Source organism: Herbidospora sakaeratensis, assembly GCF_001570525.1.
GTDB classification, from domain to species: domain Bacteria; phylum Actinomycetota; class Actinomycetes; order Streptosporangiales; family Streptosporangiaceae; genus Herbidospora; species Herbidospora sakaeratensis.
In genome coordinates, this window is record NZ_BBXC01000010.1 from 59,472 (window position 1) to 78,486 (window position 19,015).

Below are 19,015 nucleotides of genomic sequence, written 5' to 3' on the forward strand. Positions count from 1 at the left end.
CGACTTTACGAGGCGTAGACCTCGAATTCCGAGACCTGGCCTGCGGGCCAGCCGGTGTTGGCGGTGATGGTCAGGCGCAGGTAGCGCCTGCTGGTGGCCGGGAACGTGATGGTGGCCGTGTTCCCGGTGGCCGGGTTGAAGGTGTACGCCGCCGAACCGACGACATTGGTGAAGGTGGTTCCGTCAGTGCTGCCGAGGACGGTGAGCGTCTGGGTGCGGGTGGCCCAGGCGGTGGCCGGGGGCAGCTTGAGGACGACCCGGCCGACGCTGACCGAGGAGCCGAGGTCGACGGTGATCGACTGCGGGAAGGCGTTGTTGGCCGACTCCCAGTAGGTGCCGGAGTTGCCGTCCACGGTGTTGCCGGACGCGTAGGTCTGCACGTGGCTGGTTTCGGTGGTCGGCCGGCCCTGCGCCAGGTTGCTGACCGGGACGGCGGTGCCGGTGCCGCTGAGAGCGACGGTCAGCGGGCCGTTCGGGTCGTTGCTCGCCACGCTCAGGGTGCCCGTGCGGGTGCCCGTCGCGGTCGGGGTGAAGGTGACGTTGACCGTGCAGGACGCGCCGGCGGCCAGGGTGGTGCCGCAGGTCTTGGTCTGCGCGAAGTCGCCGGTGGTGGCGACCGTGCCGAGTGTCGCCGATCCCGTGCCGGTGTTGGTGATCGTGACGGTCTGCGCGGGGCTGGTGCTGCCGACGGTCCTCGCGGCGAACGACAGGCTTGTCGGGGAGGCCGTCAGGTTCACGGTCGGCGGCTGGTCACCACCGCCCGGGAAGATCTGGAACTCCGCGATCTGCGCCGCGGGCCAGCCGGTGTTGGCGGTGAGGTTCAGCCGGACGTACCGGGTGCTGGTGGTGGTCAGCGGGATCGTGACGGTGTTGCCCGTCGCGGGGTTGAAGGTGTACGGGGCGGACGGTTTGAGCGTGGTCCACGTCGTGCCGTCGGTGCTGCCCTCGACCGACAGGGTCTGGGTCCGGGTCGCCCAGGCCGCGGGCGGCGGCAGCTTCAGCGTGATCGAGCCGATGTTCTGGGTGGAGCGCAGGTCGGCCTGCAGCCACTGCGGGAAGGCGTTGTTCGCCGACTCCCAGTAGGTGGCGGTGTTGTCGTCGTTGGCGTTGCTCGGCGGGTAGCCGCCGTTGGAGCTGCCGGCGGTCATCGCCGCGCCGAGGGCGAGGTTGGTGGTCGAGGTGACGCCGCTGCCGGACAGTGCCACCGACAGCGGGCCGTTCTCGTCGTTGCTCGCCACGGTGAGCGTGCCCGTGCGGGTGCCCGTCGCGGTCGGGGTGAAGGTGACGGTGACCGTGCACGACGCGCCGGCGGCCAGGGTGGCGCCGCAGGTGGTGGTCCGCGCGTAGTCGCCGGTGACGGTGACGCCGCTCAGGGTCGCGGCGGCGGTGCCGGTGTTGGTGACGGTGACCGCCTGGGGCGGGCTGGTCGTGCCGGTGTTGCGCGACCCGAAGGACAGGCTCGTGGGATTGGCGCTCAGGGTGACGCCGTTGACGCTCCTGCTGACGAAGTCGGTCCAGTTGACGTTGATCAGCGCGCCGTTGCCGGTGCTGCCCGTCGGCTTGCGGACGACGAAGTACAGCGGCCCGCTGGTCGTGGGCGGGTTGGTCAGCGTGACCGAGAAGTTCTGGTACGTCTGCCAGCCGCCGGTGCCGGTCACCGTGGCCCTGCCGACCAGCGGACCACCCACGGATCCCGTCCGGATCTCGATCGTGCCGCCGGTCGAGCCCGAGGCGGCGCGGAAGGTCAGGCGCTCGATCGCCGACAGGTTGGCCGGGTCGTGGCTCCAGTAGTCGCCGTCCTCGATGGCGGTGATGTTGTGGAAGCCGCCCTGGGGGTCGGAGGTCGTCTCCACCCGCACGCCGGGGTCGCCGGTGCCGGTGCCGTCGGGGGCGCGCCCGGTCGCCGTGAAGAACTCGGCCTGCTTGTGCTTGGGCTGCAGCAGCGCCTGGGTTCTGGTGGTCAGCGGACCGGAGGACCCGGCGCCGCCTCGGTCGGTGTAGCTGGCCTCCAGCACGTAGAAGACGTTGTCGCCGTCGCTGTGCCCGGAGGACAGGGTGGTCTGGACGGTGCCCGAGCAGCCGGTGTACTGGTCGAGCGGGTGGCCGTGCGTGTCGTGCCCCAGGAAGGCCTGGAGTTTGACGTTCGCGCAGTTGATCGTGCCGTCTTCGGGGTCGGTGACCGTGACGGTGAAGCCGACCCGGTCGCCGAAGTTGAAGAAGCCGCCGTTGGACGGCACGTTGATCGTCACTGTGGGCGCGTTGTTGCCGGCCACGATCGGCACGTTGGCGGTGGCGGTCGCGCCGCTCTGGTCCCGCACGGTCAGCACGGCGGTGAAGTTCCCCGCCGTGGTGTAGGTGCGAGCAGGGTTCGCCTCGGTGGAGTCGACGCTGCCGTTGCCGTCGAAGTCCCAGGCGTAGGTGAGCGGCGTCCCGTCGGGGTCGGCGGATCCGGCGCTGGAGAACTGCACGGTCAGCGGCACGGGGCCGTTGGTCCTGTCGGCCTTGGCCTGGGCGACCGGCGCCCGGTCGCCCTTCGTGTAGTCGATCCGGTAGATGCCGGAGTCGGCGTTGTTGCCGCCGAAGCCCGAGCCCCACTCGATGACGTACAGCGCCCCGTCAGGGCCGAACTTCATGTCCATCGGCTTCTTGAAGCTCATCGCGCCCAGCAGGGGGTTGATGTCGACCAGTTGCGAGCCGTCGGCGCTGAGCTGGAAGGAGTACAGGCGGTTCTGGTTCCACTCGCCGAAGACGGCCTTGCCGTCCCAGTAGGCGGGCCACTTGCGGGCCGACACCAGCGCCGGGTCGTAGCGGTAGGCGGGCCCGGCATGGGGTGCGCCGCCGCCGCCGAGTTCGGGGAACGCGGGGTCGGCGGAGTAGTGGTAGTAGACCGTGGCGGCCTTGGCCGCGGGCAGGTCGGTGAGGCCGGTGTTGTTGGGCGAGTCGTTCTTCGGCGCCGCGCAGTTGAACGCGCCCTTGGACGTGTTCGTCGCGAAGTCGAAGTCGACGTAGGCCTTGTTGTTGCCGACGCAGTAGGGCCAGCCGTAGAACCCCGGGCCGTTGAGGATGTCCCACTCGACGGTGTTCTCCGGGCCGCGGGTGGCGCTGGCCTGGCCGGCGTCCGGGCCGTAGTTGCCGACCAGCAGCTTGTGCGTCTTGGGGTCGATGCCGATCCGGAAGGGGTTGCGCAGACCCATCGCGTAGATCTCCGGGCGGGTCTTCGGCGTGCCCGGCGGGAACAGGTTGCCCGTGGGGATGGTGTACGTGCCGTCCGGCTCGGGGTGGATGCGCAGCACCTTGCCGCGCAGGTCGTTGGAGTTGGCCGAGGTGCCCTGGGCGTCCCAGCTCGACCGTCCGGCGCGCTCGTCGATGGGGGTGTACCCATCGGAGGCGAACGGGTTGGTGTTGTCGCCGTTGGCGAGCCACAAGTCGCCGGTGGCCTTGTCGAACACCATGCCACCGCCGTGGTGGCAACACTCCGCCCGCTGGACCGGCACCTCCAGCACGACCTTCTCGGTGGCCATGTCGAGCGTCAGGTCCGGCCTGACGGTGAAGCGCGACAGCCGGTCCACGGCAGGGGACTGGGGCGAGTAGTACAGGTACATCCAGCGGTTGGTGGCGAACGCCGGGTCGAGGGCCAGACCCAGCAGGCCGCTCTCGTTGGCGTTGAAGACGTTCAGGTGACCGGAGGTCACCACGCCGCCGGCCGGCCTGACCGCTTTCACGTCACCGCTCAGGTCGATGTAGAAGACGGTGCCGTCCGCGGCGACGTCCAACATCATCGGGTTGGACGTGTTGTCGTCGACGGTGACCTTGGCGAACGACGAGCCCAGGCTCGCCGAGCAGTCGGCCGGCACCACACCCGCGGCGGTCTGCAGGCCGCCGAGCAGCATCTTCAGGAAGTTGGGCTCGGCGAAGGACTCGTCGGTGTGGCCGAACGCGGTGTACCACGAGCGGCCGCCGTCGTAGTTCTGGCACCAGCTGCTGGGGTGGTCGGCGCCCATCGTGCCGCCGCTGTAGCTGGTCTCGTCCATGGAGGTCAGGACGTGGACCGCGGCACGCGGGTTGGTGCGGAAGTCGTACCACTCGTCGGTGCGCGTCCAGCGGGCGGGCAGCCCGGCGGTCGAGGGGTGCGCAGGGTCCTCGACCTTGACTGCGGCCTGCTGGGGCGCGGGGTGCTGCTTGAAGTACGCGCCGACCAGATTGCCGTACCAGGGCCAGTCGTACTCGGTGTCGGAGGCCGCGTGTACGCCGGCGTACCCGCCGCCGCCCTTGATGTACTGCTCGAAGGCGGTCTGCTGGGTGGCGTTCAGTACGTCACCCGTGGTGGAGAGGAAGACCACGACCTGGTATCTGGCCAGGTTGGCGGAGGTGAAGGCGGCCGAGTCCTCGGTGACGTCGACCGTGAAACCCTGTTCCTGGCCGAGCTGCCTGATGGCGGCGACGCCCGCCGGGATGGAGGTGTGCCGGAAGCCGGCGGTCTTGGAGAAGACCAGCGCGGCGAACGGCGGTCCGGCGGCGGCCTGCGCCGGACTCATCTGCAGGGGGATGACGAGGGTGGAGACGAGCAGCAACAGGGCGGTGAGAATTCTTCTCATGCCGCACCTCGCGCGCTGCGCAGGTGAACGTCCATGTGCATGTGCATGTCGACCTGACCTCACGACTCAGTCAGGCAAGGCGCGCGCCGCCACGCTGATTGCCCGGGGGGGATACGAGGGTCGGAGTGTGCCGACTCCGTCGTGCTGTCGAACGGTTGTAGGGCGTGCCAGTAACAGCACATTTACGCGGCGGACGCTAGCCAATGCGGTTTTAACACGTTCGTGCCGGGCGTGTATAGATGCGAGGCGCGCGTGCGCGTTTCTCGAAAAGACCCGAGGCCGTCGGTCGTGCCATTCGCGACAGCGGCCGCAGAATGAGGCCGGCGGCTCATCCATTCTCGGCCCCGACGAACGCGCCGACCACGACGCGCCCGAAGCCGGGCGGTATGCGGAGCAGATCGGCCGTGCGGCCCGGGGCCCTGGCGGCGACCAGTTGGACGGGCCCGTCGAGCTGCACTTTTCCGGCCGGGCCGCCGCGCATCCACCAGGTGGTCAGGGCGTCCCGCTCGTAGAGTTCGATGCAGCGCCGACTCCTTGGCCGCCGGGATGCCTTCTGCTGCGTTCGACCGTCGGCTTCAGCTTTCCGGTGGACGACGGCCTCGCCTTCGGGATCGATCTACCGCTCCTGCCTCCATCGCAATCTGGAGTTTCCGTGCGGCACTCCAACACCGATCGAGCGCATCGCCGTAGACGACCTGGACGGGATCTTGCAGAGACTCTCGGCACGACCCCCGCGCCGTCCACGCTGTGTGTTGCCTCGTGAGTGGCGTGGTGAGCCTGTCGTCCAAGAACCAACTATTAGAGGCGCGTCCGCGCTGAGCGCGACCGAGGACTACACCCGCAGCGGCTCGGGAAGCTCGGTGTTCAACCTGAACAACCCCAACCGGGGGACCTCAGTCCAAAGCGGCACGGGAACCACGGTGACCAGTCTGCGCGCGTGTGTCAGCATTCCGGTGCTCCCGGATGACTGCAGCGCCTGGGACGAATAGCAATACTTGATGCCGGGCGGAGCCGCTGCTCCGCCCGGCGTTTTTCGACAAACCAGAAGCGGAGTTTCATGGTCAGCCGTGCCCACGGGCGTCCGGTGCTGAGAATCGAAGAACTGCGATTGGCGGTCTCCGGTCGCCACTTGTTCGGAACGCTTTCATTTGAGCTCCGATCGGGAGAGTCGGCGGTTCTCTGTGGGCCCAGCGGGACTGGTAAAACCACCCTGCTGAACTGCATCATGGGGCTCACCGCACCTGACGATGGAGCGATCTACGTCGCTGGTGAAAACGTTCTCGAGATGCCCAATCGGCGGTTGGCCGCACACCGGCGGGCGTGTATCGGCATGGTGTTCCAATTCGGGGAACTGCTGCCTGAATTGTCGCCGGTCGAGAACGTGGCCATCGCGGCGCTGCTGGCCGGGCAACCACGCAGGACCGCTTACGAGAACGCCAAGACGCTGCTCTACGACCTGGGCGTGCCCGTCACCGGAACGCCGACAGGGCTGCTGTCCGGCGGGGAACGGCAACGCACGGCCGTTGCGCGGGCGTTGATCACTGAGCCTGTGCTGCTGCTGGCCGACGAACCGACCGGCGCGCTCGACCGGCAGGCCCGCGAGTCGGTGGCCGAGTTGTTGTTCACCCTGCCACGCGTGCGTGACTGCGCGCTGCTGGTGGTGACCCACGACGAGGAGGTGGCCCGCCGGGCCGACCGCAGATTCGACCTGCGTGGCGGCGATCTTGCGGAGACCAGGGCATGAGCCCTCTGTGGCGGCAATTGCTGCGCGTCGGGTTCGCGGCTGGAAGGGGCGCGCCGGGAAGCCGGATCAGGTTCGCCGGGCTGCTGCTGGCCTCGGCGGTGTTGACGACGACGATGTTGGCCGGCCTCGTCGTCGTGGCGACTTATGACGGTCGTGAGCAACGGGACGCGGCGCGTGGACCGGTGCCCGCGGGCGAGGACGTGCGCAGGCCGGCCGTGTGGCTGAACATCAACAGGGACGCCATCGGAACCGTGCCCCATTCGGTGATTCATGTGGAGCCGCTCGCCGAGTCCGTCAGTCCGCCGCCGGGATTACCGCGCTGGCCTGAACGGGGTGAGGTGTTCCTGTCACCGGCGCTCCTGGAAGCCGGTTCCAAGGAGCGCATTCTCCACAGGTACGGGACGTTCGCAGGACTCATCGGAGCTGCGGGCCTGGCTTCTCCGGGCGAGCGGTTGGCGTATGTACGGCCCGACGTAAACGGCGGCTATGAGGGCTGGCGCGGGATCAAACGGTTCGGGGGGATGAACACCATGCTGATCGGCGACTCACGAGACGTCGCGCCGATCGGGCAGTTCCTCACCATGTTGGCGGCCACGCTGGGCGTCGCAGCGGCTGTGCTGCTGGTCATCGCCGTTCGGTGCGGCTCCGCGGCCAGAGATCGGCGAACGGAGCTGTTGGCGGCCCTGGGCGCGTCGTGGCGACACCGGGCTCTGTTGAACCTGGGCGAGGGCGTCGTCCCGGCGCTGGCCGGTGCGGTGATCGGTTCGACGCCTTACCTGATTACGTTGATCACCTATGTCCGCCTGCCGGGGCCGGGGTATGTGATCAACTCCGATGACACTCGCGCGTGGTCGTGGGCCGTTCCGCCGACTGTGGCCGGCGCTGTCATCGTCGTGCTGCTGGCTGTAGTGATGCTGCACCGCGTGGACGCGACCGGCCGTTCGGGACGTCCCCGGACGTTCGCGCGGCGGGTGCCCCGGTGGAGGCTCGTCGCCGGTGTGGCCGGGCTGGTGGCAGTCGTACTGACGCCCTACTTGCCGCGCATGTTCGGGTTTCTGGCCTATCTCGGCGGCACAGCGGTGTTGTGGGCCGCGCTTCCTTCGGCGTCGGCGATCGTGATCCAGCGGTTCGGCGGCGCGATGGCTGCGCGTGCGGCGAAAGCAGGGTACGTGGCGATGCTGATCGCGGGGCGGTGGACGGCCGCGCGCCCCGGCATCGTCGTCCGCCTGACTGCGGTGATCGTCATCGGGATCGGAATCGTCGTACAAGCACAGGTGTGGACCAGCAGACTCGGCGAGCCATCGGAGAGAGCCCTCGAATTTCAGAAGAGTCTCCAGGACAGCGTTCTCGTCGTCAGTTCTCCTTACCTGGACGGTGAGTCGATCGAGTCTTTCGCCGGGAAGCTTCCGGCGGGTTCGGCGATGCTGGGTGTGGTGGTCCCGGAGGACGAGACACAGCCGAGACGGCTCTGGGGGTCCTGCGCTGCTTTGCGCGGGTTGGTGTCAGGCTGCGCCGGGAATCGGGTGTCGTTGTGGGACGGCGATATCCGGGCGCAGACGCTGGTCGGTCATTTCCGGCGGAGCGGAGACGACGTCCACGTGCGCCTGACGAATGAGCGAAGCGCTTGGCCGCGTGTTCAGGAACTCGTCGTCGTCTCGGCGGTCGGGACGGGTGGGCTGGCCGCGCACGTGAACGAAGAGGCGCATCGGGCGTTCGCCATGGCGGAAACGAACCGCCCCGGCGACTCCTGGGCGCAGGGGTCGAATCGGTTGACGACGATTTCCGCTTGGGTGGTCTTCCTGGTCACGATCGTGCTGACTGTGCTCTTGATGGCGATGGGACTCAGTTCGGCGGCCGAGTTTCTGACGTTCACCGCCGCGCTGGCACCGTTGACCGTGCTCACCGAGCGGCGCCGGTTCGTGTTCGGCGTGGCCGCCTGGAACCTCGTGGCACCCTGCCTGATCGCGGTCGCGGCCGGGGTGACCATAGCCGCTTGGCAAGGCAACTTCTTCGTGGCGATGTCGAGATCTGGAGACATGTCATGGAGCCTGCTGGTGAACGTGGCCGTGGCGGCTGCGGGGTTGTCGGTTGCCATTGGAGCCGCCGGCGGGGTGAACGCCGTCCGCGTCGCCGCCCGCTGGCGCCCCGTGGCCGACTGATTCGCAAAGAGAGATCAGCGGCCGAATTGAGTGGCGAGCATGTTCGGAATTCGAATAGGCGATTATCGAAAAGCTGAAAGTTTCACGATAATTGACCGAATTCGACGCCGACCGTACCGTTCGGGCATCGCCTGTGCGTGTGTTCAATGCGCGCACTCCCTGACAGGAGAGGCCCATGACAGAACGACGTGTACGTCGGCGACCGACCACCTGGCTGGTGGTCGCCCTGCTCGGCGCGGCGACCGCGCTCACCGCCCCGGCTCCCGCCGGCGCCGCCACCACCTGCACGTTGACGTTCAAAGCCAACTGGATCGCGAGCACCGCCGACCGGCACAAATGGATAGTGGAGGCGAAAATCGCCAACACCGGTACGGCGTCGTCGACCACGTGGGAGACGATCATCAATTTCCCCGCCAACGCGGTCATCGCGTCATTCTGGAGTGCGACGAGGCCGGCGCCGAACGTGTGGCAGCCGGTGGAATGGAACAACGTCATCCCGCGGAACGGGGCCGTCTACTTCGGGTTCGACATCCGCATGCCCCTGACCGACACCACGCCGCCTGTTCCCCCGTCGAGCTCGTGCAGCATCACCTATTAGCGTCACGATAACGGGCGGGTCTCCGGTGGGGGCCCGCCCGTTTTCGCGGGGTCAGGAGATCAGGAACTTCTCGTATGATCCGACGGTGTCGGCCCGGGCGCGGAGCATGGGGTAGCAGTCGTTCGCGTATTTGCCGTTGGCGGGCGACCTGATCGTGCAGTAGTTGCCGGTATTGCAGTCGACCGTGAACTGCTCGAACGGCTTGACGCTGTCGGAACGCGCCCGCAGCATGCCCTTGTCGGCGCCCGCGTAGCGCTTGGCGCCGCAGGAGTAGAGCGTTTTATAACCGGGGCCGGGGCACAGGGAGAATTTCTCCCATTCGCCGGGCGATTTCATCCGCGCAGCCTGCCGGAATAGTATCCGCCGTATTCGACCTCGGCGGCGACGAACCGGTCGCTGGCCGCGGACCGCGACGGCCCCCGACCGCGCGGGCGGCCGGGGCGGGGGCTACCAGCGCAGCGTCCCCGACTCGTCCTGAAGGGTGCCCGTCGGGCCGTCGGGGCCGAGTGTGGCCAGCCGCACGACGACCTCGGCGCTCTCCTCGGGTGACCTGCCGATTCCGAAGGCGGCCGTCATGTCGGTGGCGGTGGTGCCGGGCTCGATCGCGTTGAACTTGATGCCGGGCTGGGATTTGGCGTACTGGAGGGTGAGCATGGTGGCCGCCGCCTTGGACGCCGAGTAGAGCGCGAGCGGCAGGCCGAACTCCGGCCGGTCAGGGTTGGTCACGGCCCAGAATGACCCGGCGCTGCTCGACACGGTGACCACCGTGGGGTTCGCGGATCTGCGCAGCAGGGGCAGGGCGGCCTCGGTGACCCGCACGATGCTCACCGCGTTGGTGTCGAACACGTGGAGGGCCGTGGGGCCGTCGAGCGGCCCGTCTCCGAGGATGCCCGCGTTGTGCACCAGGACGTCGAGCCGCCCCTCGGCCGCGTCGACGACCGCCAGCGCTTCGGCCACCGACGCGTCGTCGGTCACGTCGAGCCGGACGAACCGGGCGCCCAGCGTCGCGGCGGCCTTCTCGCCCCGTTCGGGGTCGCGGGCGCCGAGGTAGACGGTGTGGCCCAGGTCGAGCAGTCGTCTGGCCGTCGCGAAGCCGATGCCCTTGTTCGCGCCGGTGATCAGTGTGACGGACATGCGTCCACCTTCCCCAATTTTTGTACCGATCGGTTGCATCCGCCACCGTACCAGGTTTTGTACCGAGCGGTAGGATGAGCGCATGAGCATCGGGCGGCCACGGGCCTTCGACGAGGAGGCGGTTCTCGACCGGGCCGCCGAGGTCTTCTGGCGGCACGGCTACGACGGCGCGTCACTCAGCGAGCTGACCAGGGCGATGGGCATCAACCGGCCGAGCCTCTACGCCACCTTCGGCAGCAAGGAGGAGCTGTTCCGGCGCGCCTTCGCCCGCTATCACGAGACCAAGGTGGCCAACGCCCGCGCCGCGCTCGACCAGCCGACCGCCTACGCCGCCATCGAGGTCTTCCTGCGCTCCAGCGCCGACGCGCTCACCACCGGCGACCATCCGCCGGGCTGCCTGTCCATCCAGGGAGGGCTGGCCTGCTCGCCCGAGAACGCCCACGTCGCCGAGGTCCTGGCCACCGGGCGGGCCGACACCGAGGCGGCCCTCGAAGAGCGGTTGTCCCGCGCGGACGACCTTCCCGACGGCATGGACGTCCGGGCGCTGGCCCGGTTCGTCATGACGCTCAGCGAGGGCCACGCCGTCCACGCCGCCGCCGGGGCGAGCAGGGATGACCTTCAGGCCTCCGTCGACATCGCCATGCGGGCGCTCGCCCATTCGGCGAGCCGGCGCAGCTTCTCCTCCGACGGGGAGCCGGTGGCCGCCGAGTAGATGATCAGCGACAGGTGGGGGTCGGCGGGCGGGATCAGCGACTCGTAGTTGATGGTCATCGTGCCGACCGCGTCGTGGTGGAAACGTTTCGTGCCGTGGCTGTGCTGGAAGACCTCGTAGTCGGCCCAGAAGCGGGCGAACTCCGGTGAGCGGGCGGTGAGCTCCTCGACGAGGCGGGTCAGCCGCGGGTCGCGGGGGTCCTGGGCGGCGGCGGCCCGCAGGATCGCGGTCATCTGGTCGGCCACCTCGTCCCAGTCGGGGTAGACCGACCTCGCCTTCGGGTTCAGGAACATCCAGCGGACCATGTTGCGCTCGGCCGCCGGCATCGCCGCGAAGTCGTCGAGCAGCACCGCGCCCATCCGGTTGATCGCGACGACCTCCAGATAGGGGCCGTGCAGGACGGCGGGCACCGGGTCGAGGGCGGCCAGCATCATCCGGACGGCCGCACGGGCCCGGGGCGGCCGGTCGGGCGACGGGTCGGCGGCCGGTCTGACCAGGTCGAAGAGGTGGCGTCGCTCCAGCGGGCCCAGGCGCAGGGCGTCGGCGACCGCTCCCAGCACCTGCTCGGAGGCGTGCGGCGCGCGGCCCTGCTCCAGCCGCGTGTAGTAGTCGACGCTGACGCCGGCCAGCATCGCCAGCTCCTCGCGGCGCAGCCCGGCCACCCGCCGGGAGCCGCCCTTGACCGGGAGGCCGACGTCGGCCGGAGCCAGCCGGGCCCGGCGGGAACGGAGAAACTCGCGGATCTCTTCGGGCCGTGCCATCTGCCCAGTATCACCGACCGCATCCGGGTGGTTCCGCCGGAACCAGGTTGAGCGGGACCAGCCTGGCCGTTCAGCCGGAGGCTTCCGGCTTGTTGACTGCTTCGTGCCGCCCGATCGGGCGGCGACCCCGTTTCCCGTTTGGAGTGCGCCATGCCGATGCCCGCCCATCCGCCCAGGAACCCCGCCAGCCCGTTCGCGTCGTTCACCGGCCACCACGTCGGCATCCGGGTGCCGGACTACGAGGCCGCCAAGACCTGGTACGTCGAGAAGCTCGACTTCCGGGTGCTGCAGGAGTGGCCGTACGGGGACCTGAAACTGGCCTACCTCAGCCCCGCCGACGACGACGGCTTCCACGTCGAGATCCTCGCGGGGCCCGTGCCGTTCCCGAAGGAGGTCGTGGACGACCTGGAGGTGAGCCTGCGCCACGGCGGCTACCAGCACATCTGCGTGCACGTCGACGACGTCGACGAGGCCCGCGCCGAGCTGCTGCGCCGGGGGGTCGACGTGATCGGCGAGCCGTTCGAGATCGAGGACATCAGCCGCCGCCTGGCCTTCTTCCGCGACCCGTGGGGGAACATGATCGAGCTGTCGGAGACGCTGCCCGGCGCGGCCGCCTGAACACCGGGTGTTTGCCCGAACATGACGGTTCCTTCGCAGGTCAGGCCCTAACATCGGGGCTTCTATGTTGCGGGCGTTCTTCAGGACCGAGGCGGGCAGCACGAGCGTGCTGCTCGGGGCCACCCTTGTGGCGCTGCTGTGGGCCAACTCCCCGTGGGGCCACACCTACGAGGCGTTCTGGCACATGGAAGCCGGGTTGTCGTTCGGCGACGCCGTCTTCTCGCTCGACCTGCGCCACTGGGTCAACGACGGCTTCATGACCCTGTTCTTCTTCCTGATCGGCCTGGAGATCTCCTACGAGGTGCGCCTCGGCCAGCTCACCGACCGGCGGCTGCTGGCGGTGCCCGCCGTCGCCGCGTTCGGGGGGCTGCTCGTCCCGGCGCTCGTCTACCTGGCCCTGAACGCGGGCGGGCCAGGGGCGGGCGGCTGGGGCGTGCCGATCGCCACCGACACGGCGTTCGTGCTGGGGGTGCTGGCCGTCGTGGGGGCGCGCTGTCCCGAGCCGTTGCGGGCGTTCCTGCTGACGCTCGCGATCGTCGACGACGTGCTGGCGATCATCGTGATCGCGGTGTTCTACACCGCCGACCTGTCGGTGCCGTCGTTGTTCGTGGCGGCGGCGCTGCTGGCCGCGATCGTGATGCTGCGCTGGCTCAAGATCTGGCGGGCGCCGGCGTACATCGTGCTGGGGTTCGCGTTGTGGGTGGCGACGCTGGAGAGCGGGGTGCACCCCACGTTGATCGGCATCGCGCTCGGGGTGCTGGTCTTCGTGTACGCGCCGAGCGAGTACAAGCTGCTGACGGCGGGAGAGGCCGTCCACGAGTTCACCGCCGACCCCACCGCGCGCGGGGCCCGCAGGGCGGCGCGGCAGGTGCAGTCGGCGGTCTCGGTGAACGAGCGGCTCCAGCTCAGGATCAGCCCGTGGAGCAGCTACCTGATCGTGCCGGTGTTCGCGCTGGCCAACGCGGGGGTGGTGCTCGACGCCGAGTCGCTGCGGCGGGCGGTCACCTCGCCGATCACCATCGGGATCGTGCTCGGGCTGCTGCTGGGCAAGTTCGTCGGCATCGCCCTCGGCACGTGGTTGCCGCTGCGGCTGAAATGGGGGGTGCTGCCGGGCAACCTGGTGTGGGGGCAGCTGCTGGGCGGCGCGGCCGTCTCGGGCATCGGGTTCACGGTGTCGTTGTTCATCGTCGGGCTGGCCTTCGACGATCCGGCCGTGCAGAGCCAGGCCAAGATCGGCATCCTGGCCGGGTCGTTGTTGTCGGCGCTCACCGGCTGGCTGATCTTCCGGATGGCCTGGGACCGGGGCGGCGTCTGCGCGCCGCCGGAGGCGGCCCTCGAACCGGTCGAGGAGCTGCCCGTACTGCTCTCGGAGCCGGTGGGGCCCGACGACCATGTGCGCGGACCGGCCGTCCACAAGGTCACGGTCGTCGAGTACGGCGACTTCGAGTGCCCCTACTGCGGCCGCCTGCACCCGATCATGCAGGAACTGCTCGCCCGGCACCCGACGACCCGGCTGGTGTTCCGCCACTTCCCGCTGCGGACCATCCATCCCAGGGCGGTGCCGGCCGCGCTGGCCGCCGAGGGCGCGGCGGCCGAGGGGAAGTTCTGGGAGATGCACGACACGCTGTTCGCCAACCAGCGTTTCCTCACCGTGAACGACCTGACCCGCTACGCCGCCGACATCGGCGTCGACCCGTGGCCCGACGTGCCGGGCATGCTCGCCAAGATCGGGCACGACGAGGCGACGGGCCGGGCCAGCGGGGTGCGCGGCACCCCGACGTTGTTCATCAACGGCCTGCGCTACCAGGGCGGCATGGACCTGGAGTCGATCAGCCGGGCGATCGCCGAGGCCGAGCGGCGGCCCTAGCCGTCGGCTCTCCGCCCGCTCACCACGTGGGCGTCGGGTCCCGGGAACACCAGGGACTCGTGGTCGTCGCCCGACCAGCGCACCAGGTAGGGAGGGGAGCCGTCCGGGTGGCGCACTTCGGTGATCACGCCGACCCTCCGTGACTCGTGGTCGCTGCTGCCCTCGACGATCAGCCGGTCTCCCATAGCGGCCTTCATCGTGTTCTCCCTCCTCGTCTTTCGTCCATCGTCCGTCAGGGCTCAGGGGGTGGACGCCCAAGAGAGGTGAAAAAGCTCTCCTCGTGGACCAAGGCCCCTATGGCTTCCGCGACCGGTGGACGAAAGTGGAATCAGAGGGAGGACCCACCATGATTCCCATCATCGTCGTGGGGGTCGACGGATCGGCTCCCGCGCTCGCGGCCGTGGAGTACGCGGCCCTGGACGCGGCCCGCAGACGCGCCGCCCTGCGGATCGTGCACGTGCGTCCGGCGGCCGTCCTGCAGGGCGAGCTGAACACGATGCAGGAGAGGTACCACCAGGAGATCCTCGCCGCGGCGCAGCAGCGGGCCTGGGAGTGCGTCCCGGACCTCCAGATCAGCGCGAAGCTCGTCGTCGGGCCGCCCGCCGAACGGCTGCGGGAGGCGGCCCGCGACGCCGACGAGATCGTGATCGGCAGCCGGGGCAAGGGCGGTTTCGCCGGGCTGATCCTCGGTTCGGTCGGCCTGTCGATGGTGGGCCACACCCCCGGCCCGGTCGTCGTCGTCCGGAAGCCCGCCCATCGCACCTACGGGAAGCTGGTCGCCGGTTACGACGGCGGCGAGGAGTCGGAGACGGCGCTCGACTTCGCCTTCGCCGAGGCCGACCGGCGCGGCGCCCGCCTCGAACTCGTGTACGCGTGGGAGCCGCCGTCGTTCGCGGCCTCCGCCGTGGTCTACGGCGCGCTGATCCAGGAGTTGTACGACGAGCACGTCGCCCGCGTCTGGGAGCGGCTGGCCCCGTGGACGGACAAGTACCCCCACATCCCGGTGGAGCGCCTGGCCCACTGCGGCCACCCCGTCTTCCTGCTCTCGGAGGAGTCGCGGTCGGCCGACCTGGTGATCGTCGGCTCCCGCGGACGGGGCGCCTTCGCGTCGCTCGCGCTCGGCTCGGTCGGCCACGGCCTGCTGCACCGGGCGCACAGCCCGGTCGCCGTCGTCGCCGAACGGGCTCAGGACTCGTAGAGGTCCGTCTCGCTCAGCACCGCCTCGCCGTGGTCGGAGCGGCCCAGGCGGGACGCGGAGCCGAACATCGGGCCACGGGCCCGCTGCACGCCCGCGAACCGCCCGAACCCGATGGGCTTGGGCACGTCGTCGTAGACGGCCTCCATGCCGCCCCGCACCGAGTAGGTCTCGTGCCAGAACCCGGTGCCGCCCGAGTCGCGCAGGAAATCGAGCCACCACTGCCGATGCGGCTCGGACCGGGCGAAGGCGAGCAGCGACGGCAGATCGCGCCAGTACTGGCGCATGCCCATGTTCATCGGGAAGAACGAGTAGTAGACCGGTTCGTGAAGCAGCAGACCGTCGGGTTTCCCCGCGACCGACTCCTGGATCTTGCGGCCGAAGCCGAAGAAGGTCCTGATTCCGTACAGGTGGTTCACCCGCATGCCCAGGTAGAGGACCATGAGGTCGGGGTAGGCGGACAGGTCGACGGTCTGCCGGTTCACTCGGGTAGCCATGCCACGCTCCTTGGGGCTCGGTGTCCTCAAGGTACGAACGCGGACTGGACGACTACTGAACGGGCGGCTCAGTTCAGCCGGAAGACGGTCAGGACCGCGGCGTGGTCGGAGGTCCAGGCGTTGGCCGACGGGTTGTGCTGCGAGGGCGTGCCCTCCCACACCGCCTCCGACGACAGGACGGTCAGCGGCCCCCGGTAGTGGACGAAGTCGATGCGGTCCTGGGGTTCCGGCTCGCCGGTGCGGGAGTCGTAGCCGTAGCCGCCGGTGAAGGTCGTGAAGACCGGCGACCACGTGGTGCCCGGGTGGGTCGACGGGTTGGGGTTGGCCTGGCGGTAGGAGTCGACGAGGCCCGCGTTCGCCGGTGCCGTGGAGGTCGGCCACGCGACCGCGCCGTAGCCGCAGCGGGAGTTGCCGGACGTCCAGTCGAGGTGGGAGGGGGCGTTGAAGTCGCCGGTCAGCAGGACCGGGGTGGTCGCCGAGGCGGCGAGGTCGGCCGACATGGCGCTGATGATCGTGGTGATCTGGCCGGTGCGACCCGAACTCGCCTCGCGGTTCATGAGCTGCTGGACGCTCATCCGGCCGAAGCAGGCGTCGTACGGGCCGTAGGGCGTGTAGCCCAGGTGGGCGCTCCAGAGGCGCAGGGAGCGCGAGCCCAGGTCGATCCTGGCGGCGACGGCGCTGCCCGCGACGGTCGGCGTGGTGCCGGTGATCGGGTAGCGGCTGAGGACCGCGGTGTCGGAGTTCTGGAAGTACGACCACCCGAGCGCGGCCGCGAGGGTCTGCGCGGCGGAGCCCTGGTTCTCCTGGATGCCGACGACGTCGACGTCCCGTTCGAGCAGGAACTTCAGCTGCTTCTCCAGGCCGTTGGCCACCTGGGTGCCGCCGTGCCACAGGTTCCAGCTGAGCGCCCTGAACTGCGGCACCAGCACGCCCGACTGGACGCGGATCGTCACGGTCGCGTCGGCCGTGCCGGCGGCGGTGGTGGCCCTGATGCCCACGACGGCGTCGCCGGCCGAGGTCGGCGTGCCGGTCACGGCGCCCGAGGAGGACACCGACGCCCATGCGGGACCGGAGGTCTTGGTGAAGGCGGCGCCCGGGACGAGCCCGCCGACCGTCGCCGAGTAGGCGGCGCCGACCTTGGCGTTGCGCAGCGTGAACGCCGAGGCCGGGAAACGCGGCGCGGCGTTGCTGGTGATCCGCAGCGTGACGGGCGGGGCGAGCCAGGTGTACCCGTCGTTGAACAGGTAGTAGACGACGTAGTCGCCCGCACTGAGGCCCGAGGTCGGCAGGGTGGCCGAGCCGCTGGAACCGGGGGTGTACGCCCAGGTCAGCGACGGCCCCACCTGGGTCTGGCCGACCGGGCCGTTGCCCGGGTTGCGGTAGAGCCCGACCCAGTTCTTGTTGTTCGGCTTCGACGTGGTGTAGCCGAGCCGGATCGGGTCGCCCGAGTTCACCGTGGCCGAGGCGAGTGTCAGGGTGCCCGACCCGGGGGCGGTCAGCCGCACGGAGACGGGCTCGGCGAGCCAGGTGTAGCCGTCGTCGTACAGGAAGAAGAGCTTGTAGTTCCCGGCGGCCAGCCCCGAGGTCGGCAGGGTGCCGGTGCCGTTGGCCGAGGGGGCGTACACCCATTTGAGCGACGGTCCGACGTAGGTCTCGTCGACGGGCCCGTTGCCGGGGTCGGCGTACAGGCCGACCCAGTTGGCGGCGTCCGGCCGGGGGGTGGTGTAACTGAACCGGAGGTCCGAGCCGACCGCGACGGACGCCGACGTGACGCTCAGCGTTCCGTCGGCGGCGGCCTCGGCGGGCTGGACGGTCAGGGTGACGGCCGCGACGGCCAGGACCAGGGCGAGAAGCCTGCGCATGTCGGTGATCGTCCGTTTTCGGCGTGCCCACCGGGTGACATCGCGGTCGCCTCGAACCGAACCACGGCCCAACACTGGGCGGCTCCCACTACTGCGTGGTACTTTGTAGTGGTACTCGGTGGCACCGAGTACCGAGGAGGCGCGATGGATGATCTGACGGAGATGCTCAAGGGCACGCTCGAAGGCTGCGTGCTGGAGATCATCGGCAGCGAGGAGACCTACGGCTACGCCATCACACGCCGGCTGAACGACCTCGGCTTCGCCGACGTCGTCGAGGGCACGGTCTACACCATCCTGCTGCGGCTGGAGAAGAACGGGCTGGTCCAGGTGGCGAAACGACCGTCGGGCCTGGGGCCGCCCCGCAAGTTCTACGCCCTCAACGAGGCCGGACGCCGCGAGCTGGCGACCTTCTGGGCGAAATGGGAGTACGTCACCGCGCGCATCGAGAAGCTCAGGGAAGGCGGGAGATGAAGGTCTGGGACACCATGACGGGCAACGACCTCACCCGGGACTGGCTGGCGTTCGAGGCCCGCGCCGAGAAGCTGCCGGCCGACTACCGGGAGGCGTGGGAGCAGATCAAGGGCCATCTCTTCCCTTATGGAGACTTCAGCGGCCGGAACCTGATGCCGATCCTCGACGGCGCGCTGGGGCTGCTCGAGGAGACGGCGGCCGACGGGCGGAGCATCCACGAAGTGCTGGGCGACGACGTCCCCGGTTTCTGCGCGGCGCTGGCCGGCGGCGAGGGGGCCCGCAGCCATCGCGACCGGTGGCGGGCGCGGTTGAACAGAAAAGTGGCCCGCAAACTGGGCATCCGGAACATCGTCGAAGGCAAGCGGCAGTGGCGGGCGTACGTCGCCCGGATCAAGGCGCTGCCGCCCGACTACCAGATCGTCTACAAGGAGATGCAGCGCTACTTCTTCAGGGTCGGGGCGGCCGACCTGCTCGCCGGCGTCCTCGACTTCTTCGAGGAGGGCGCGGCCGAGGGCAAGGGGGTGCTGGAGCTGACCGGAACCGACGTCGCGGCCTTCTGCGACGACCTGATCGACGGATCGCGCCTCCGCATGACCGGGCATCCCGACCTGCGGACCGCCGCGGGCGTCGTGCTCGCGGGCGGCCGGTCCACCCGGATGGGACCGGCCCAAGGCGTGGCTGGAGTGGCCGGCTCGACCCGGCGCTGGAGTCGGTGGTGAACGTCACCTCGCCCGACGAGTACGCGGCGGCCCGCGACGGGCGGCTGCCTCTGGTGGCGGGCGATGCCGTCGCCTTCTGGTCA

At 69.5% G+C, this 19,015-nt stretch carries 16 protein-coding genes; 9 read left to right on the forward strand and 7 right to left on the reverse strand.

Translation table 11 applies throughout. The features are described from left to right. Positions 1–5 precede the first annotated feature (5 nt). Positions 6–4,595, reverse strand: coding sequence for a ThuA domain-containing protein (locus AW271_RS13490; RefSeq protein ID WP_083976573.1), 4,590 nt, complete (start codon positions 4,593–4,595; stop codon positions 6–8). 1,057 nt (positions 4,596–5,652) lie between these two features. Between AW271_RS13490 and AW271_RS13495 the strand changes: the two genes are divergently transcribed. The 3 genes from AW271_RS13495 to AW271_RS13505 all read left to right on the forward strand — a co-directional run bounded on the left by AW271_RS13495 (position 5,653) and on the right by AW271_RS13505 (position 9,096). Then, positions 5,653–6,339: an ABC transporter ATP-binding protein gene (locus tag AW271_RS13495; protein WP_083976576.1), complete on the forward strand. Its 687-nt coding sequence runs from the start codon at positions 5,653–5,655 to the stop codon at positions 6,337–6,339. Then, positions 6,336–8,498, forward strand: coding sequence for a hypothetical protein (locus AW271_RS13500; RefSeq protein ID WP_062336563.1), 2,163 nt, complete (start codon positions 6,336–6,338; stop codon positions 8,496–8,498). The genes AW271_RS13495 and AW271_RS13500 overlap by 4 nt, the downstream gene beginning before the upstream one ends. A 175-nt stretch (positions 8,499–8,673) precedes the next feature. Further along, positions 8,674–9,096, forward strand: a complete 423-nt coding sequence (locus AW271_RS13505) for a cellulose binding domain-containing protein (protein WP_083976578.1) — start codon at positions 8,674–8,676, stop codon at positions 9,094–9,096. 51 nt (positions 9,097–9,147) lie between these two features. On the opposite strand, the gene AW271_RS13510 is transcribed toward AW271_RS13505, so the two are convergent. After that, positions 9,148–9,432 (reverse strand): fascin domain-containing protein, encoded by a 285-nt coding sequence (locus AW271_RS13510; protein WP_062336567.1) that lies wholly within the window; start codon positions 9,430–9,432, stop codon positions 9,148–9,150. 111 nt (positions 9,433–9,543) lie between these two features. Next, positions 9,544–10,230, reverse strand: coding sequence for an SDR family NAD(P)-dependent oxidoreductase (locus AW271_RS13515; protein WP_062336568.1), 687 nt, complete (start codon positions 10,228–10,230; stop codon positions 9,544–9,546). Positions 10,231–10,312: 82 nt separating this feature from the next. On the opposite strand from AW271_RS13515, the gene AW271_RS42840 reads away from it, so the two are divergent. After that, positions 10,313–10,942, forward strand: a complete 630-nt coding sequence (locus AW271_RS42840) for a TetR/AcrR family transcriptional regulator (RefSeq protein WP_062336569.1) — start codon at positions 10,313–10,315, stop codon at positions 10,940–10,942. Here AW271_RS42840 and AW271_RS13525 read toward each other — a convergent pair. Beyond that, entirely contained in the window at positions 10,849–11,703 is an 855-nt protein-coding gene (locus AW271_RS13525) for a helix-turn-helix transcriptional regulator (protein WP_062336570.1), read from the reverse strand. The two genes, AW271_RS42840 and AW271_RS13525, sit on opposite strands and share 94 nt — an antisense overlap. 150 nt (positions 11,704–11,853) lie before the next feature. Here AW271_RS13525 and AW271_RS13530 point away from each other — a divergent pair, with 150 nt between their 5' ends. Together AW271_RS13530 and nhaA are read left to right on the forward strand one after the other, a co-directional pair. Beyond that, positions 11,854–12,321: a VOC family protein gene (locus AW271_RS13530; RefSeq protein WP_062336571.1), complete on the forward strand. Its 468-nt coding sequence runs from the start codon at positions 11,854–11,856 to the stop codon at positions 12,319–12,321. 64 nt (positions 12,322–12,385) lie between these two features. Further along, a complete protein-coding gene (gene nhaA / locus AW271_RS13535; RefSeq protein WP_062336572.1) occupies positions 12,386–14,188 on the forward strand; it encodes a Na+/H+ antiporter NhaA in 1,803 nt (600 codons plus the stop codon). Here nhaA and AW271_RS13540 read toward each other — a convergent pair. Then, positions 14,185–14,385, reverse strand: coding sequence for a DUF1918 domain-containing protein (locus AW271_RS13540; protein ID WP_062336573.1), 201 nt, complete (start codon positions 14,383–14,385; stop codon positions 14,185–14,187). The genes nhaA and AW271_RS13540 overlap by 4 nt on opposite strands. 149 nt (positions 14,386–14,534) lie before the next feature. Here AW271_RS13540 and AW271_RS13545 point away from each other — a divergent pair, with 149 nt between their 5' ends. Continuing rightward, positions 14,535–15,386 (forward strand): universal stress protein, encoded by an 852-nt coding sequence (locus AW271_RS13545; protein WP_062336575.1) that lies wholly within the window; start codon positions 14,535–14,537, stop codon positions 15,384–15,386. Here AW271_RS13545 and AW271_RS13550 read toward each other — a convergent pair. Together AW271_RS13550 and AW271_RS13555 are read right to left on the reverse strand one after the other, a co-directional pair. Further along, positions 15,374–15,880, reverse strand: a complete 507-nt coding sequence (locus AW271_RS13550; protein ID WP_062336577.1) for a monooxygenase family protein — start codon at positions 15,878–15,880, stop codon at positions 15,374–15,376. The genes AW271_RS13545 and AW271_RS13550 overlap by 13 nt on opposite strands. Before the next feature lie 68 nt (positions 15,881–15,948). Then, a complete protein-coding gene (locus tag AW271_RS13555; protein WP_062336579.1) occupies positions 15,949–17,742 on the reverse strand; it encodes an endonuclease/exonuclease/phosphatase family protein in 1,794 nt (597 codons plus the stop codon). A 144-nt stretch (positions 17,743–17,886) separates the two neighbouring features. Between AW271_RS13555 and AW271_RS13560 the strand changes: the two genes are divergently transcribed. After that, a complete protein-coding gene (locus AW271_RS13560) occupies positions 17,887–18,213 on the forward strand; it encodes a PadR family transcriptional regulator (protein ID WP_062336581.1) in 327 nt (108 codons plus the stop codon). After that, entirely contained in the window at positions 18,210–18,932 is a 723-nt protein-coding gene (locus AW271_RS42335) for a DUF1048 domain-containing protein (RefSeq protein WP_083976580.1), read from the forward strand. Before AW271_RS13560 ends, AW271_RS42335 begins: the two co-directional genes overlap by 4 nt. Positions 18,933–19,015: the final 83 nt, after the last annotated feature.